At 44.1% G+C, this 18,275-nt stretch carries 14 protein-coding genes and 1 tRNA gene; 5 read left to right on the top strand and 10 right to left on the bottom strand.

The features are described 5' to 3' along the window. Window positions 1–16: 16 nt before the first annotated feature. The 6 genes from ABIO93_RS17555 to ABIO93_RS17530 all read right to left on the bottom strand — a co-directional run bounded on the left by ABIO93_RS17555 (window position 17) and on the right by ABIO93_RS17530 (window position 10,138). Window positions 17–2,419, bottom strand: a complete 2,403-nt coding sequence (locus ABIO93_RS17555) for an outer membrane beta-barrel family protein (protein WP_348069949.1) — start codon at window positions 2,417–2,419, stop codon at window positions 17–19. Between the two features lie 225 nt (window positions 2,420–2,644). After that, window positions 2,645–3,976: a TolC family protein gene (locus tag ABIO93_RS17550; RefSeq protein WP_348069947.1), complete on the bottom strand. Its 1,332-nt coding sequence runs from the start codon at window positions 3,974–3,976 to the stop codon at window positions 2,645–2,647. A gap of 69 nt (window positions 3,977–4,045) precedes the next feature. Further along, window positions 4,046–7,135 (bottom strand): efflux RND transporter permease subunit, encoded by a 3,090-nt coding sequence (locus ABIO93_RS17545; protein ID WP_348069945.1) that lies wholly within the window; start codon window positions 7,133–7,135, stop codon window positions 4,046–4,048. A 38-nt stretch (window positions 7,136–7,173) separates the two neighbouring features. Further along, window positions 7,174–8,262, bottom strand: coding sequence for an efflux RND transporter periplasmic adaptor subunit (locus tag ABIO93_RS17540; protein WP_348069943.1), 1,089 nt, complete (start codon window positions 8,260–8,262; stop codon window positions 7,174–7,176). A 155-nt stretch (window positions 8,263–8,417) separates the two neighbouring features. After that, window positions 8,418–9,665: a chorismate-binding protein gene (locus ABIO93_RS17535; RefSeq protein ID WP_348069941.1), complete on the bottom strand. Its 1,248-nt coding sequence runs from the start codon at window positions 9,663–9,665 to the stop codon at window positions 8,418–8,420. 50 nt (window positions 9,666–9,715) lie between these two features. Next, complete coding sequence (locus tag ABIO93_RS17530; protein ID WP_348069939.1) at window positions 9,716–10,138, bottom strand: hotdog fold thioesterase; 423 nt, start codon at window positions 10,136–10,138, stop codon at window positions 9,716–9,718. Between the two features lie 85 nt (window positions 10,139–10,223). Between ABIO93_RS17530 and ABIO93_RS17525 the strand changes: the two genes are divergently transcribed. From ABIO93_RS17525 to ABIO93_RS17510, 4 genes are all read left to right on the top strand, one after another. Further along, a complete protein-coding gene (locus tag ABIO93_RS17525; RefSeq protein ID WP_348069937.1) occupies window positions 10,224–10,868 on the top strand; it encodes a histidine phosphatase family protein in 645 nt (214 codons plus the stop codon). Window positions 10,869–10,977: 109 nt separating this feature from the next. Then, window positions 10,978–12,045, top strand: coding sequence for a histidine kinase (locus ABIO93_RS17520; protein WP_348069935.1), 1,068 nt, complete (start codon window positions 10,978–10,980; stop codon window positions 12,043–12,045). Between the two features lie 51 nt (window positions 12,046–12,096). Next, a complete protein-coding gene (locus ABIO93_RS17515; RefSeq protein ID WP_348069933.1) occupies window positions 12,097–12,831 on the top strand; it encodes a LytTR family DNA-binding domain-containing protein in 735 nt (244 codons plus the stop codon). A gap of 37 nt (window positions 12,832–12,868) precedes the next feature. Continuing rightward, a complete protein-coding gene (locus tag ABIO93_RS17510; protein WP_348069931.1) occupies window positions 12,869–13,657 on the top strand; it encodes a DUF3298 domain-containing protein in 789 nt (262 codons plus the stop codon). On the opposite strand, the gene radC is transcribed toward ABIO93_RS17510, so the two are convergent. The 4 genes from radC to ABIO93_RS17490 form a co-directional block, all read right to left on the bottom strand. Then, window positions 13,658–14,362 (bottom strand): DNA repair protein RadC, encoded by a 705-nt coding sequence (gene radC / locus ABIO93_RS17505; RefSeq protein WP_348069929.1) that lies wholly within the window; start codon window positions 14,360–14,362, stop codon window positions 13,658–13,660. Between the two features lie 59 nt (window positions 14,363–14,421). Beyond that, the gene (locus ABIO93_RS17500; RefSeq protein ID WP_348069927.1) at window positions 14,422–15,891 is read right to left on the bottom strand and encodes a hypothetical protein; all 1,470 of its coding nucleotides are present in this window, start codon (window positions 15,889–15,891) and stop codon (window positions 14,422–14,424) included. A gap of 134 nt (window positions 15,892–16,025) precedes the next feature. Beyond that, window positions 16,026–16,772, bottom strand: a complete 747-nt coding sequence (locus ABIO93_RS17495) for a C4-type zinc ribbon domain-containing protein (RefSeq protein WP_348069925.1) — start codon at window positions 16,770–16,772, stop codon at window positions 16,026–16,028. A gap of 100 nt (window positions 16,773–16,872) precedes the next feature. Then, window positions 16,873–17,973, bottom strand: a complete 1,101-nt coding sequence (locus ABIO93_RS17490) for a Nif3-like dinuclear metal center hexameric protein (protein ID WP_348069923.1) — start codon at window positions 17,971–17,973, stop codon at window positions 16,873–16,875. A 159-nt stretch (window positions 17,974–18,132) separates the two neighbouring features. On the opposite strand from ABIO93_RS17490, the gene ABIO93_RS17485 reads away from it, so the two are divergent. Continuing rightward, window positions 18,133–18,209 (top strand) — tRNA-Asp (locus ABIO93_RS17485). Window positions 18,210–18,275 lie beyond the last annotated feature (66 nt).

The raw sequence follows: 18,275 nt of genomic DNA, 5'->3' as shown, positions 1-18,275 counted from the left end.
GTTTTCAGGCAGACATTTAGTCGTCGTCGCCGTTATCGCCCTTGCTATCCATATTTTGCTTTTCCTTAGAACGGTTTAACCGGTATGCGAAAGTGACCAGAAACTGACGTTGTCTGAACTGAAATTCGGACCGTGAGTAATAACCGGCATTTTCTACAATGCTTCTTCTTTTTTGTGAATTCAAGAGATCACGTACACTGGCTGTAACGGTACCGCGCCCTTTCAGAATGTCTTTTGAAAGTCCGAGGTCAATAAAATAGACCGACAGATCTTTTCCTTGCGTAGTTTTCTTTGGCGCCCTGTAATTGACAGAGGCTTGAAAATAGACAGATTTGAATAATGTTACTCGGGATGAAAAGCGGCTTGTCCAGGAGTAGGTGTCGCTTTTATAAAGTTTGTCATTGTAAAAACCTTCATTCATTGCCCTGAAAATATTGGCGTTTCCGGTGAGTTTCCACCAGGGAGCAGGATCGTAAGTCAGGTTGAATTCAAACCCGTACGAGTCGCCAGTCGATAAATTAATCGGAGTAATGGTCGTAAATCCGGTCGAGTCCACAGAGGTAATGTTCTCCACCACACCCAGCCGGTGCCGGTAATAAACGCTGGATAGGAATGTCCCCTTCTCCATATTCAGCAAATGCCCTGCTTCAAAAGAATGTGTGAATTCAGGATTAAGTAGTGGGTTACCTGACCTGAAAACGCGCGAATCACTGAAATTTGAAAATGGTAATAAATCACGAAAACCAGGTCGGCTCAACCGGTAGCTGTAACTGAGCTGTAAAGTCTGTGCATCTTCAATTTTGTAGGAGAGGTGTATGCTAGGGAATAGGTTAAAGTATTGTCTGTGATTGCGTTGTGAGGTTTTTTTTAGTTCTGTCAAAATATCAGAGTACTCACCTCGCAGGCCGACCTGAATGAAGACTTTGCCAAACTGGTTGCTAGCCATCAGGTAGGCAGCATGTATTTTTTCATCGTATGCCAGTTTGTTATCGTAGTTCGGAAGGATTACCCAATGCATTAGCTCATTTTGCTGATGCACTGAAAAATCATTGTCCAGCTGTCGAACGGAGCTTTTCAGTCCGGCTTCAATTTTGCCATTTTTGGAAAAAGGATGAATGTAGTCCAGCTGGCCCAAAAAGTTCCTTTCATCTTCCGTGTTGTACGATCGTTGTGCCACATTTACTGCACTGACGTCTGAAAATTCATTGTATTTGGCAGCCTCAGTTTCATCACTGAGAATGTATTTGGCATCGAATGACAGACTTTGCCCTTTTCTTTGAAAAGTTTTTTTGTAGTTAAATGCTGCCTCAATGTTGGTTCGCGGTTCTGTTTCGCGCTCCGTCCTGGTTACGGTTCTGGTCAGGACATTTTGATCATCGAAGTCGCGGTATTCGAGGTTTGATTGATTGTTGTTTTGAGATCTGCGGTAGGATAGCGTGGTCGTGAATGTATTGCTATTATTTAAAAAGTAATCCATTCCCACCATTACATTGTTCGAATATCCCGTTCGGTTACGCCTGGTAGTTTGTTCGTAAACGAAGCTGGTATCGGGACTACTGTACGTTTGCCTTGAATTACCCCGACCAGGTCCTTCGCGGTACATAAGGCCGTAGTTTGCTATAAGATTGACTTTTTTGCGTCTGTAATTCAGATTAAAAGAGCCACCATAATTGGAGGGGTGGCCCAATGTTCCCGTAAATGAGCCATTTAATCCATACCGGATATTCTTTTTCATAACAATATTCAGGATTCCTACTTCGCCTTCCGCGTCGTATCTGGAAGATGGATTGGTAATGATTTCAATGCTTTCAATCAGGTCACCGGGGATTTGTCTTAGCGCTTCCGCCGGGTTAAGTCCTATCATTCCCGATTGCTTCCCATCGATCAGTATCCTGACATTACCACTTCCGCGCAAGGCAACATTGCCCTCCACATCCACTGTTACCGACGGCATGTTGTTGAGAATGTCAGACGCATTACTGCCAATATTACTCAGGTCTTTGCCAACGTTAAAGACGCGTTTGTCGAGTTGAAGATCCATCTGACTTTTTTCGCCACGTACTACGAGTTCTTCTAAATTTCGCGCATTCGAAGTCATCGCAATGATCCCAATGTCTGTATCCTGACTGACTATGTTCACATTGGGGACAATTTTCTCATTGAGGGAGAGGAATGTTATTTTGAGAAAATATTTGCCCGGCACTGCGGGAATGGCAAACGAACCGTTTTCGTCGGAAGTAGAGCCGCCGATCAGTGTAGAATCTTTGAAGCTATAAAGTGCAATGTTAGCGAATGGTACCGGCTTTTTGTCTGCGTCCTGTAATTGGCCCTTGATGGAGTAATCCGGAGATTCGTCCTGCGCGAATGCTAGACCATTGATGAGCAATAATAAAAGGAAAAGCGGTAACAAATTTTTCATACTAATCAGGTTTATCGTAACGAAATACGGGCTTTCGAAACGATCGGGTTGAAAGTGTTGCGCGTGTTGGATTGGAAAATGCTGCGGAGGTTTAATGACTTTTTAATGTCAGGTAAAATAAAGCGCTAAAAACTTGTGCCACAAACCATTATTTGATTTTAACAAAACTATAAAAACAAAAAACGCCACCCTGATGAGAGTGGCGTTTGAAGGAAAATGTAGTATCTATTGCAATGTGTTGCTCAGTCTTTTCAATTCGATTTCGGCTGCTTTCGCCGCGTAGTTCAGGTTGATCATCCGGTAACCAGCATCTTCGAAGCTGCGTTGCGCCTCACGGACGTCGATAATGGTTGCCTGGATCAATTCAAAGCGCTGCAATGTGAGATTCAAAAGTTGCCTGCTCAGATCGTAATTCTGCTTCTGTGTTTCCAGCTGTTCCAATGAGCTCAGGTAGGTCTGGTACATTTTCACCGCGCCAGCATTGTAATCCCTGATGATCGAACTCTTCTGCAATTGAGCGTTGGTCGTGTTGATCTCTGCAACCTGCTGCTGCCGTTTGAAAGCCGAACCATTGTAGATCGGGATGGACAAGGTTAACCCGGCATTAGGCCCCAAAACCCGGTTGAGCAGCGTAAAACCCGCCGCCGTCTGGTTCCTGGAATAGTTGTAAGCTGTATTAAACCGCACCGTTGGATATCTCAATGCGGCAGTTTCACGAACAATGAGCTCATTGATCCGGATCTGGTGGTCAGCCGCCTTCACGTCAGCATTCAATGTAATGCGGTCGAGTATGGCATCCAGTTTGATATTGTTATCCACACTAATCGTATCATTGATCGACACTACTGATTTTGGATCTAATGTAAGTATTCGTAAAAGCTCAGTTTTAGCAACCTGAGCCACCATTTGCTGGTCAAGCAATGTTTGGTTCAATGTATTTAAATCGATCTGTGCCTGAAAAAGATCAGCATTATTGGCCATTCCGGCTTCTTTGCGGACTTTCAATATTTCCAACCGCTTTTCCGAAGCCTGAATGGAAGTTCGCACCGTGTTTACATAACTGAGCTGACGAACAACATCGTAGTAGCTCGTCATTACAAGGGCAATGGTGTTCTGGATCTGGGAGTTGAGTAGTTCGGAGCTTTGGTTTTGCAACTCTGCCAGGCGTTTTTTGGTTGATACCACTCTTTTTCCGTTGTAAAGCAATATCCCTACACTCAAACTGGCCTGGGTGTTGTTACCCGCCGCCGCATTCCGGTTGATCTCGGTACCATCGTTCAGTTTTTGGTTAACCTGCGTGATTTGCTCCGTGTTCGAAGCCGTGGCAGCTACTGTCGGTAATCCGCCGGCAACACCGTAATTATTGAGAATGGTATTAGATTCTACATTGTTTTTTGCAATTTCTATCTCGTAGCTGTTTTTTAAAGCAAGTGCAATGGCGTCGTCTAGTGTGATATTCAAACTATCGGCGACCTCTTTACAAAATGCATTACTGCCCAAAAGCAGGAACAGCAGAACTAGATTCTTTTTGTTAATCAAAATTAGGAGCGGGTTCATGCAAAAAACTGTGGTTGATTTTTTTATATAAATGAATGTCCTGAGTCAGGCTTATTGTCTCTTCAAATTTTAAACGCTAAGCTCCTGAGCCATTTTTTGCTCTTCGGTTACCTTGTGTTTTTTAGGAGAAATAAATGTATAAACAGCCGGAATAACGAACAATGTAAGGATCAGTGAGAACATTAACCCTCCCACGATCACAACACCGAGCGGTACACGGCTGGTGGCAGCCGCGCCGAGGCTCATCGCAATCGGTAATGCTCCAAATGCAGTGGCAAGACTGGTCATCAAAATGGGTCGCAAACGTTGCGTGGCAGATTCAACCGCAGCCGCCATCCTGCTCATTCCTTTCTCTCTTTTCTGGTTCGCGAACTCCACGATCAGGATACCGTTCTTGGTTACGAGCCCAATCAGCATGATCATCCCAATCTGCGAGAATATATTGATCGTGAGACCCATGAGATAAAGGCTGAGCAATGCACCGGCAAGTGCCAGCGGCACGGTGATCATGATAATGAATGGATCGGTGAAACTTTCGAACTGTCCTGCCAGTACCAGGTAAACCAGTAGCAGCGCCAATCCAAATGCAAAGCTGGTGTTCGAAGAGCTTTCTTCGAAGTCGCGTGATGAGCCGACCAATGAAGTCTGGAATGACTCGTCGAGCAGTTTTGTCGCGATTCTTCGCATGGCTGCTACACCGTCGCCAATTGTTTTTCCTTCCACGAGTGAAGCGGATACCGTCGCACTTTTGTATCTGTTGTAGTGATAAATCGTCGGAGGACCGCTTTCTTCCTTCATTTGCACAACGGCTGTCAGCGGAATGTTCTCGCCGCGATTGTTACGTACATACAATTTTGAAATATCAGCCGGTTTGTTACGCTCAGTACGCTCCACTTGCCCGATCACCTGGTACTGCTGCCCGTTCATGATAAAATAGGCAAGCCTTCTTCCACTGAATGCGGACTGGATCGCAGCAGCAACGTCAGTAGTCGATAATCCAAGATCTCTCGCCTTCAATCTGTCGATCGTCAGACGAATTTCAGGTTTATTGAATTTGAGGTTGACATCAACATTCTGGAACGTCGGGTCCTGACGGGCTTCTTCCAGGAATTTTGGTAGAATATCAAAAATCTTGTTGAAATCCAGGTTTTGTAAAACAAACTGAACAGGTAACCCACCTCTTGACCCCTGGCCGACAGAAATCGTCTGTTCCTGAGTCGCAAATATCCTCGCATCATTGAAACGCGATAGTTTTTTATTGATCTCCTGCGCAAGATCATTCTGGCTTTTCTTTCTCTCGCCTGCCGGTACCAGGCCTATACGGGCAGTACCACTGTTCACGCCGCCTCCACCAAAGCCAGGTGTCGCCGAAAATGTAAATGCTTTTTCGGGAATGGAATCGTTCAGGAAGTTAGACAGCTGGTCGGATATCTGCTGCATCTGATTGAAACTCGTACCCTCAGGCGCGGAGAGATTAAAACGGATACTATTCCGGTCTTCCATGGGCGCCAGCTCACTTTGAAGATTGGTGTAGGTAAACCAGATGATCACGCCACACGCGGCTACTACAACCCACGCAACCCACCGTGCCTTCATAAAACCCCGAAGTGTTCTGTTGTAGCCGTCTTCCATTCCTGTGAAAAATGGCTCGGTTTTGTTGTAAAACCAGCCATGGCCTGCGTCTTTGCGATTAAGAAATACATTCAGTACCGGTGTGATCGTCAGTGAAACAAAGGCTGAGATTAAAACGGCTGAGGCAACTACAATACCAAATTCTCTAAACAAACTACCTACAAAACCTTCCAGGAAGATCACTGGAAGAAATACAACGGCGAGTGTAAGAGACGTCGAAATAACGGCAAAAAAGATTTCGCGACTTCCTTCGAGCGCTGCCTGTCGGATGGGGAGCCCGCCTTCCAGCTTTCGAAATATGTTTTCGGTGACGACAATACCATCATCGACCACAAGTCCCGTTGCCAGTACAATTCCCAGCAGCGTCAATATGTTGATGGAATATCCAAACATGTACATGACGAAAAACGTCGCTACCAGGGAAATTGGAATATCAATCAGCGGGCGAATGGCCACAACGAAGCTTCTAAAGAAGAAAAGGATTACGATTACAACCAGAGAGAAAGCGATTAAAAGCGTTTCCTCTACTTCCAGGATGGATTGGCGAACAAGCCGGGTATTGTCAAGCAGCACATTGAATGTAATGTCCGATTTGTTTGATTTTTGAATCTCCGCCAGCCTTTTGTTAAACTCGTCAGAAATTTCGACATAGTTGGCGCCGGGTTGGGGGATAACAGCCAGCCCCACGGCATACATGCCATTGTATTTCCAGCTTTGTTCTTCGTTTTCAGGGCCGAGCTCAACTTTGGCTACATTGGCAAGGCGCACGATCCCGGCGGTATCATTCCTGATAACCAGGTCGCTAAATTCTTTCTCACTGGTAAGCCTGCCCATGGTTCTGATGGTAAGCTCCGTATTGTCGCCGTAGATCTTACCAGCCGGCATCTCCACGTTTTCGGCGCTCAGTGTTGAAGAAATATCATTGAATGAAACGCCATAGGCGCTCATTTTGTCCGAATCCAGCCAGATACGCATGGCATACCTTTTCTGTCCGAATATATTGATTGCACTTACGCCGTCAATGGTTTGTAGACTTTGCTGCAATACATTCTCAGCATATTCACTCAATTCCAATAAACCTTTTGAAGGACTTTGGACCGCGAGCAGCAAAATGAAATCACTATTCGCATCGGCTTTACTCACGACCGGCGGCGCGTCCACATCCTGCGGAAGGTTGCGTTGCGCCTGGCTTACCTTGTCGCGAACATCATTTGCGGCCCCTTCCAGATCGGCTTCCAGGTTAAATTCAACGGTAATGTTGCTGGATCCGATCTGGCTGGAAGAGCTGATACTTTTGATACCGGGTATACCATTGATACTCTTTTCGAGCGGCTCAGTGATCTGACTTTCAATGATATCGGCATTGGCACCGGTGTAGCTGGTGCGGACGTTGACAACCGGCGGGTCAATGGCCGGGTAGTCACGAAGCGATAGAAAATTATAGCCTACCACACCAAACAGGATGATGAGCAGGTTCATGACGACAGCCAGTACAGGCCTCTTCAGTGCTAATTCAGATATATTCATAGAACAGGTTTCAAAGGAATAGTCATTGTAACTCCAACTTACTTAGCAACTTTCAAGCTTTTTACGCTTCTCACTTTCACAGGAGCATCAGGACGGGCAAATAGTACACCCGAAACGACCACAGTATCTCCTACACTCAATCCACTCGTCACTTCCACCACATCCTCGCGCCTGTCGCCGGTCTCAATGGTCACGAACACGGCCTTGCCACCTTGCACGGTAACCGCCTTTTTGCCCTGAGCTTCGGGGATAATGCTGTTTGCAGGGATCAGGATACTGCTTTTATTTGAACTGGCATTTAAATATACTTTTGCAAAAGAACCCGGGCTGGTAGAGCCGGAATTCAGCGTCGCACGAACCGTTATATTTCGGGTCGTTTGGTTAACCTGCGGTTCGAGGGCAATAATGCGGGCAGTTTCTCTTTTACCGGAATTTTGGTCTAACAGTACTTCCACATTTGAGCCTTTGGAAACATATTTCTGGTAACTCTCCGGAACCGTGAAATCAATTCGCAAATTGGAAAGCTGCTGCATGGTTGCTATCACACTATTTGATGAAACATAGGAGCCTGCACTTACTTTTCTCAATCCAATCACACCGGTAAATGGCGCTTTCACAACCGTTTTGTCGATCAAAGCTTGGGTATAGGCCATATCGGCCTTTAATGTATTCACCTGGTTTACGGCCACATCATAATCTGCCTGGTTGATACCATTTACCGCAACAAGCTGTTTCATTCGTTTTTCAGTGGTCTCGGCCAGTTCCAGTTGGATTTTAGACCTGTTCAACTGCGCCATGAGATCGGCACTGTTGATTTTGGCTATAATAGTACCCTTTTGAACTGTTTTTCCTTCCGGGACATCCAGAAACGTGAGTAAGCCGCTAACTTCTGGCCGGAGTTCGGCATATTCATTGGCAACAATGGTACCGTTAACCTCTACTTTGTCACTGACACTTTCAGATTTGGCAATGATGACGTCAACGATGGTTGGGCCGCCGCCGCCTTTTTGTTGAAAAGTATCTTTTTTATCACCGCATGAGAGCGTGATGAAGAGCGTACCCGTGATGAGAAGATGTGAGAAAGGCTTATTTAATTTTAATAATACGTCTGGGCATACAGACTTCATGATAGAATTCATACGCAGGTGATATTCCGGGGCTTAAAGGTTTAGGGGTCTTTGAGATTATCAGACTCCAATAAGAGACTTTTTCAAAATTATATATAATCTCAAACCGATTAGACTTTTTTATACTATAAAAGTTTAATCCGTAAAAATATTTTTTAAAAAGCCTGTGCTATCACTTTGAGCAAGGTGTCGCATTTCATTTCGGTTTCCTCCCATTCACGTTCTGGGTCAGAGTCTTCCGTAATGCCTGCACCAGCAAAAAAAGTGGCTTTTCCGTCTTTAAATCGCACCGTTCTCAGGTTAACAAACAGATTGGTGTCGCCGCTAACTTGTACTGGGCCGAGAAAACCACTGTAAAAAGAACGGTCGTATCCTTCTATTTCTGATAAAAAGGTAAGACTGGGTAGTTTTGGAACACCGCACACCGCTGATGTAGGATGCAGCAGTTTTAACATGACAGATGCCAGCTCGGGAAAGCGGAGAGACAATGTGTCAACTTCAAAATCAGTGCGCAAATGGTACAAATTGCCTGCCAGCACGGTTTTTGGGCCGGTTTCGCTGTATTCCCGCAAACGAATTTTTTTGAAACATTCGACAATGTAGCGGCTAACCAATGCCTGTTCCTCGATTTCCTTTTCTCCCCAGCGAATGTCGTACTTAGGTATCAGCTCGCCAGATGCATTGCGGGCATTCTGCGTTCCTGCCAGGGACATGGTTTTAAAAACACCATTTGAATTCTGCTGAACCAGCACTTCCGGGCTTGCTCCAAGCCACAGTTCGTTTTGTTCGGGAAGGTTCACCAGCGATACAAATGCATGTGGATAAACTTTTACCAGTTTGCAAAATGCTTTTGCTGGCTGAAAATGCTCCGTATAATTTAAATCTTTGGTACGGGAAAGGACTACTTTCTTGAACTGGTTCTGCCTGATTGCGGAAACTGCCAGTTCCACGGTACGTTCAAACCGTGTTTTGGAGTCGGGATCATCAATGGCAGCAACAAGCAAAGTCTGATCATTGGATTCAGCTACTTTCTCGTTTGCCAATGTGTCAGCGAGCTCTACCAGCCTGCGGACTTCTGTATGTTCTTCGCCGAGTAAATTATCAACGTTCCTGACCTGGTTATCTTCCGAAAATGTCAGAATAATGTCACCTTCCAGCAGCATCACATCCTGATTTTCATCCCAATGAAAAGTACTTATGATGAAACCCGGAGACAGTTTTTCAAGATCCGGCTGGCATTTACGGATGCCGTCCTGCACGGATATCAGCAGCTTGATTTCATTCTGATGAGGGAGGCGCCATAGCGCTGAAGGAAACCCAAGTTTTTTTGACGCTTCCCAGATTTCCTGAACCTGCAGTCCTTCAAATATGGAAAGTTTGGTGTCGGTTTGAACTGAAAACATTTACTGAAATAAAATTTATAACGTTAGGTTAATTGACCTGCGAATTAAAGTTAGCGGTCGGCATTCACAATAGCAACTGTCAACCTGCTCACACAAACTAGTTTATTTTGCTCATTGGTGATTTTAATATCCCAAATGTGCGTGGTTCTTCCCAAATGAATGGGTGTTACTTTTCCGTATACATATCCTTCCTTAGCCGGCCTGAGATGATTCGCATTGATTTCCAGGCCTACTGCTACTTTGGTCGGGTCAGAAATACAGAGAAAGGATGCAATGCTGCCCAGCGTTTCTGCCAGTACTACTGATGCTCCGCCATGCAATATGCCAAAAGGCTGGTGCGTGCGCTTGTCGACGGGCATTCGCGCTGTGACATAGTCAGTTCCGATTTCTGTAAATTCTATTCCGAGGTGGTGGGCAATTGTATTCTCGCTAAAAGAATGTAGTTGGTCAAGTGAAACTGTTTTAGTGAACATATCTAAAAAATGTATAAATTTGTATCGGCTCTGTTGGGTAAAAACAAGGTATTTGCAAAATTAATATTTAAATAGTACTATTACATTGAAAAGAAAATCTATATACCTCATTCGCCACGGTGAAACAGATTTTAATCGCAGGGGCGTTGTTCAGGGAAGCGGTGTTGACTCCTTGCTTAATGAATGGGGCGAAGCCCAGGCCGCTGCGTTTTTTAGTGCTTACCAACATGTCCCTTTTGACAAAATTTATACTTCTGATTTAAAGCGAACACAGCAAACAGTCCGTGGGTTCATCAAGCTCGGCATACCACACGAAAGTTACGCCGGACTGAATGAAATCTCCTGGGGAGTTCGCGAAGGCAGAGAGCCGAATACCGGTGACAACAACTATTACCGTGAGTTGGTGATGGCGTGGAAAGATGGCCGCGTAGAGCTTGCGGCGGAAGAAGGAGAGAGTCCTATCCAGGTACGCGACCGTCAAATTCCGGTGATTGACACTATTTTATCCCGTCCTCACGAACGAAATATCCTCATTGCCATGCATGGCCGTGCTATGCGTGTTTTGTTAACTACGCTTTTCAAGCAGCCATTGATCAAGATGGACGACTACGAGCATAGTAACTTATGCCTGTACAAGATCAACTACTCTTACGACACTCAAAAATTTGAGTTGGAGGTTTCCAACGACATCACCCATTTACTTTCTCTCGAAATTCCGCAAACATTATAACAAACCGTTTGTGTAGATTCGTCTCCATTGGTGTATTTGTGCGCACAGTTAGGTAGCGCATCGATACATTTGCGACTTATCATAGGGAATTCAGCGTAACAAAAACTTCATGTCCAAAAAAAGGACTTATTGGACTCTACAAATTCTGGGTTGGACATTATTGATTATGTTCGAATATGTGCCTTATGCCCTGGAATTTGGCTTTGAAGTGGGCGTCTTTTACACTGCGCTGGCTAATATTCTACTAGGTATCTGCCTTACCCACGTTTATAGGCTCGTAATCAGGAAATGGAATTGGTCGTCATTACCGCTGCCCCGATTAGCGCTGCGGGTGATTAGTTCGGTGTTATTGCTTGGCCTCATCATGACCATGGTAAACCAGCCCATGGACCGTCAGGTGCTGCAAGAGAATCTTCTAAACCAGCCGCTGGTGTTTTGGGGATATTACGCCAACTGGTGCAAAAACCTGCTGGCCTGGATCTTGTCATACACGGTTTACCATTATATAGAGCAAACGAGACTTGCCGGTTACGAGAAGATTATGCTGAAAATGTCGATGCGAGAAGCGGAGGCCAAAGTGTTGCGCTCGCAACTGAACCCACATTTTACATTCAATGCATTGAACAGCATTCGTGCCCTTGTATTTGAAGATCCGGCTAAGGCGCAACTTAGCATTACGCAGCTTTCCAATATTTTAAGAAATTCTTTACTGGCCGACCGACGAAAAACGGTCGATTTGCAGGAAGAATTAAGGACAGTTGAAGACTACCTCGAACTGGAAAAGGTCAGGTATGAAGATCGTTTACGCTACACCATTACCACCAATTCTCAGGCGATTTACTGGCAGATCCCGCCTATGATGCTGCAAACCCTGGTTGAAAACGGCATCAAGCACGGCGTTTCGAAGGAAATAGGAGGTGGGTTTATTGAGGTAAAATCAGAAATTATCAATGAGCTGCTCGTTATCACCATTTTCAACTCAGGAAATCTCGGTACTACGGAATCGGGAGGAGTGGGGCTAAAAAATACAGCAGAACGCCTATCTATCTTATATGGTAAGGGAGCTACATTCAGGATCTTTCAGGAAAAAGAAAATGTAGTTTGCTCAGAAGTAAAAATACCAATGTTGTCGGAGGGAGTCATGATGGTGGGAGCGGAGACCGGGGCAGGCAACTGAAAACCAATCTAATTTCAATTACTTTTATTAATAATTCCTAACTGATCCGCCATGAGGACTTTAATTGTAGACGACGAGCGCCTTGCCCGTAATGAGTTAAAAAGGTTACTGGAACCCTATACCAAAATTGAAATTGTAGCCGAGGCTGCGAATGCAGAGGAAGCATTGAAGTTAATAGAGGAATTGCAACCTGAGCTGCTTTTTCTCGATATACAAATGCCCGGCAAGAATGGTTTTGAACTCCTTTCCTCCATTGAAGGAAAAAGTCCCGAAGTAATCTTTACCACTGCCTATGACGAGTATGCCATTAAGGCATTCGAATACAACGCGTTGGATTACTTACTCAAACCAATTGATACCGAGCGCCTTAAAGAAACCATTCACCGGATTGAGGAAAACCAAGCCCAGCCTGAATCCCCTGCGCATACCCATGAGCGTGCAGAGAAGGTTTTAGGGGAAAATGATCAGGTTTTTGTCAAAGACGGAGAAAAATGCTGGTTTGTAAAATTGGGTAAAATCCGCCTCTTTGAATCAATGGGTAACTATGTGCGTCTGCATTTCGACGATCAGAAACCATTGGTACTGAAATCTTTAAACAACCTGGAAGAAAAGCTGGACCCTAACACTTATTTCCGCGCTAACCGCAAGCATATCATTAATTTGCATTGGATAGAGAAAATCGAACCGTGGTTTAGCGGCGGGTTGTTGGTTACCTTGCAGGGAGGTGATAAAATCGAGATATCGCGCCGTCAGGCTATCCGGTTTAAAGAATTAATGAGCTTGTAATCTAACATTTATGCGCGTTTTCAGCATTTTAACAATTATGTCAGGGGTTATATTTCTGGCAGGTTGTAATTTATCGGGTAAGAAGGAAGTGACGGGCGAGGAAAACACGCTGACACATGGGAATTTGGTAGTCCGTGAATTCGGGAGTTGCGATACGACCAAAAACCAGGGTGTTTCTGTTTCAGTAAGCCTGTGGGAACTCACGGATTCGAGCAAAGTTGCTGAGACGATCAATGGTATCCTTACTGAAAAAAGCATTGAACGTATTAATTCGTATTCAGATTCAGCAAGCATTGCTGCTAATCCTGGCGCAAAAAATAGCGTAAAGGACGCCTTTGTCGTATTTCAAAAAAATTACAACGACTTCAAAAAAGAATTTGCTGACGCGCCGGGCTGCTGGCGGGTTGAATTGGCAGGAGATACGGTAATAGCGACTCAAAAATGGCTCTTTTATCAGCTCGACCATTACGCATTTACCGGTGGTGCACACCCGAACAGTTTCCGGTCTTACCATGCATTTGATGGCAAAACCGGAGAAGAGAAGCAAATGAAGACGTTCGTCGCAGATTCAGTTGCCTTTCTGAAACTCGTTGAAGGAAGTTTCAGAAAGGAGGAAAAGTTGGCTGACACTACTAATCTGGAAGAAGTAGGCTACTTTTTGTCAAATCATCAATTTTTTGTGCCTGCCAATTATGTGTTTACCAGGGATGGAATCCTGTTTTACTATAATCCCTACGAAATAGCCGCATACGCTCGCGGAGCCATCCAGTTTACCATTCCTTACTCCGAATTAAAAGGTATTGTGAAGAAGGAAGATATCCTGTAATCAGATTTCGCCTTCATCCATAAAACTATAATAGCCGTCATCGGTGAAGATCATATGATCCAAAACAGGCAGGTCCAGCAATTGGCCTGCCTCTTTTATTTGAGCGGTAAGAAGTTTGTCAAAAGGACTCGGAATAAGTTGCCCGGAAGGATGATTATGGACCAGAATAATAGAACTCGCCAGATTATCGATCGCCAGTTTGAAGATCATTTTAATGTCTGCCACCGTTCCCGAAACGCCTCCCACGCTAACCTGATGGGCACGCATCACATCATTAGCCCGGTTCAATAGCAATATCCAGAATTCCTCATGCGCTTTGTCGAGCAAGTACTGCTTCATTTCCTCGTAAACGGACGCAGAACCTTTGATCTTTCGTTTTCGGCTTGGAATGATGTCATTTCGACGCCGTCCCAGTTCCAATGCCGCCAAAATGGTAATAGCTTTGGCTTTACCTATTCCTTTGTACTTGACAAGATCCTTGACGCCCAATTTGGCGAGTTCATTGATATTATTGCCAGCAGATGCCATGATGATTTTGGCAAGGTCCACTGCTGACATGTCCATCGAGCCAGAGCCTATCAGGATTGCAATCAATTCGGCATCGGAGAGCGCTGAGCGCCCTTTTCTTACCAGCTTTTCTCTGGGGCGATCTTCTTCACTCCAGTTTAAAATTTTTCTTGGATTTTCGTAACCTTTAATTGCCATTTGTAATGAATGCTAAGCTGTTTATACTTAGACGTGGCAAATGGAAAAAGGTAACAACATTATTGTCCCAATTCGGTCAGAGCGGCCCGGGCTTTGTTATCAATGCTGTTTTTGTATTCATGTTTTTTATAGGACATTGCTTTTTTAAAATAGAGAGAGGCCTTTTTATTGTTACGGTTTTCCATCAAAATGTATCCAATCTGCAATGCCGAGGATGCTCCAAAGCCTGCGGAAGAACTTTCGGCTAACTGAATGGCACGTTCGTAGTACGGGACAGATTTCTCTTCCTGCCCCAATTTTTGTAATATCCTTCCTTTGCGATAATTGAATTCCGCTTTTTCCGGGACAGTGGTAAAGGATTTTTCACTAACGGCCTGAATAAAGTCTAAAGCAGTGTCCAGATAACCCCCGTCAGTGGCATATCTTGCCTTGTAAAGTACCTTTTGCTGATGACCGATTTTTCCTGCCAGATACTCCGCCGCAATTCTTTCGGCAAACTGATCCGCTTCAACGATTGTACTTCCTTTTACGGCTATTTTTTTGATAAAGACACTGGCTTCCTGGTCTTTTCCGTCTAGCCATCGGCACATGAAAAGTTTGAGATTGGTGTCTTTCAAGTAATTAAATCCGCCATAATTTTTTTGAAATAATATATAATGTTCAAAAGCATGGTCATAATCGCCTTTTTGGATTGCAATCTCACCTCGCAGGTATTCGAGAAAAGGAAAATCAATGTACATGGAACCGTAAGGGGCCTGGTCCAGGTAATGGGATGCCTCTTCACTTTTCCCTTCCTTCATTAACACAGTCGTTGCGAAAAAATGGAGCAAAAGGTTATCGGGCTGCTCTTTTGGCCAAAGCCGGATCCTGGATTGCTGTGCAAAAGATAATTTCAGTGTGTAAGCATGCAGTAGCAGATCGATCAACTCTGCTTCCTGCCGGAAAAACGGTTCTTCTTTCTGAACTACTCTCAATTCATGAATGCCCATCGCAATGTTTCCTTTCAGGCCCAGGATTTTGGCAACCCAGAGGTAATTCTCCGGTATCGAGCCAATCAAAACATGCAATAATCCCAGTGATTTTTGGGTAGGGAGGAAGTCAGGGAATTTTTTCTGATTTTCTTCGAGCAGTCGGTAGGCTTTGATGATTTCCCAGGACCCACTGAGTTCATTCCCGTATTTTAGTTTTGCAAACGCCCAGTGCATTCTGATTTCTGCCTGGAAAAATCGTTTATAGGGCGAGTTATCCGAGAGCTTACCAATGCTTGCCAGTCGCTGATCTTCTTTTTGGGAAAGCAATTTATAGGCAGCTTTATCCTCTGAAATCAACAGGTAATGCAGGTCTGCGTAATTGTCGAGATAGGGAATGAACGCATTCGCAGGTTGCTGGTTGCGTTCTGCATCAATGAGCTGCCTGGCTACGGGCAATCTTAACTTCTGAATTTCGAAATAGGCTTTTTGTAACCGGGGAGAGAAAACTACGTCATTTTGAATGTCTTCGGCCAATGCCTGACATGTAATCAACAGCATGATTACCGTTACTCCCGGCAGAAAGTAACAGGTTTCTTTACAATAGCTGCGAAATTTTTCCCACTTCATTTTGGCCGAAACATAAAAAAAGGTTGTCTGAAAAGACAACCTTTTAGGTAACTATTTGAAATCTGTTATCTGCGTTGGTGAACAGGTTCAACACTCTCAACATCAGCAAGAATACGACCGCAGTGTTCGCAAACAATCAGTTTTTTGCGTTCACGAATGTCAGCCTGACGTTGTGGTGGAACAATGCTGAAACATCCTCCGCAAGCGCCGCGGGAAACATGTACCACGGCTAGACCATTCATTGAGTTGTCACGTATTTTTTGATACGATTTCAACAGGCGATCTTCAATTTTCTTAATGTGTTTTTCTCTTTCTGCGATCAATGCTTTCTCTTCTGATTCGCTTTCGCTGGTAATTACGGAAAGTTCGCCTTTTTTCGCTTTCAGATCTTCATTTCTTTCGTTTAGAACCGATTCTGCGCGGTTAGCGTCATCTTCGACTAAACGGATACGCGCCTTGGCTTCGTTAATTTTCTTGTCAGCCAGTTGCATATCCAGCTCCTGTAGTTCTATTTCTTTGGTGATTGCGTCATACTCGCGGTTATTGCGAACATTCATTTGCTGATCTTTGTATTTTTTGATCAGCTTTTCACCTTCCTTCTGGGCATTTTTGAAATTATCAATCTCAGAATTCAGGTTGGCAATTTCACTTTTAAATTTTCCTAAACGTGTTTCGAAGCCAATAATTTCATCTTCCAGGTCCCGGACTTCCTCAGGAAGATCTCCACGCGTTTTTAGTATTTCGTCAAGATTTGAATCAATTTCCTGTAATTTCAGGAGAGAGTCTAATTTTTGTGCGATTGTGTTTTCCATGTATGTCTTTTATGGACTTGTTTCAATGCGTAATAAGTGAAGGTAGTCAGCCGTGAATTTTCAACAGATAATCAGAGAAATAAGTTGATGAAATTACTTTCTAAACAAAATATCTAACCGGATTGGTATTGACTTCTGACAAACAGAGTGCAAAATTACTAAATTTTCCCGATAAATAGTTATACAGTAAATTTTTAGTGAATACTTCGCTTTCATAGTGGCCAATATCACAGATCATGATCCTGTTTTCGGCATCGAAAAACTCGTGGTACTTATAATCTGCGGTGACGAAAACATCCGCCTGAGCCCGTATTGCGTCTTGCAACAAAAAGCTTCCGGCCCCGCCACAGATGGCGACGCGTTGGATTGATTTTGAAACTGGTTCTGTATGTTTAACAACTCCTGCATTCATTTGCTTTTTGAGAAAACCGAGGAAGTCCTCAGTCGGCATTGGATTAGCAAGGTCACCCACTGCCCCGGCGCCTACTTCCTGATTTTCATTTTCTAGTGCAGTCAGATAGTATGCGACTTCCTCATAAGGGTGCGTTTTTTTTAATGTGCTAACGATTTTCGATTCCAGGTAGGAAGGAAACATTACTTCTGCGCGATGTTCTCTTACCTCTTCCAGTTGACCTTTGGATCCGACAACAGGATTCGCTGAATCTCCTGGTAAAAATGTTCCTGTTCCCTCAGTTCGAAAGCCGCATTGCTCGTAGTTGCCAATATTTCCCGCACCAGCGGTGAAAAGGGCATCAAGTACTTTCTGTGTGTTTTCGATAGGTACAAAAAATGCAAGCTTGGTAAGCCATTGTTTCTTCGGCACCAACACTTTCAGATTTTGTAAGCCCAGTCGGTTTCCGATTTGCCAGTTTACGCCTTTGGTAACGTGGTCTAGGTTGGTATGCGTCGCGTAAATAGCCACATCGTTTTTAATGGCTTTTATTACTGTACGTTCCACATAATTTTTACCATTTAGCTTTTTAAGGCCTTTGAAAATAATGGGATGGTGGGCTACAATGAGGTTGCAATTCTTTTCAATGGCTTCTTCGATCACTTGTTCGGTTACATCCAGGGTGAAAAGCACTCCGGTTATTTTCGTATTTGATGAGCCTACCAGCAATCCTGCATTATCATAGCTTTCCTGGTAGTCAAGCGGGGCAAGTTTTTCAAGTTCGTGGATTACGTCTTTTATAGATGTCATTTTGTATCAGCTACAACTATTTCATTTTCAGAATACTTCCATTTTTGTCATTATCGTTTTACAAATAAAATAACTAAATTGGTGTCTAAGGTATTGCAATCGAAAATAATAATAGTAGTTTTGCACCACGTTTTACAGAAACGTCCTGTGAAATGAATTGGTTTGGTAGTTCAGTTGGTTAGAATACATGCCTGTCACGCATGGGGTCGCGGGTTCGAGTCCCGTCCAGACCGCCACTAAGTAAGTCAAAATTAGTTAAAAGCCTGCAAATCAAACATTTGCAGGCTTTTTTTTATTGCTCC

It is taken from the genome of Dyadobacter sp. (genome assembly GCF_039919315.1).
Classification (GTDB): Bacteria; Bacteroidota; Bacteroidia; order Cytophagales; family Spirosomataceae; genus Dyadobacter.
This window is presented reverse-complemented; position numbering and strand designations above follow the sequence as displayed.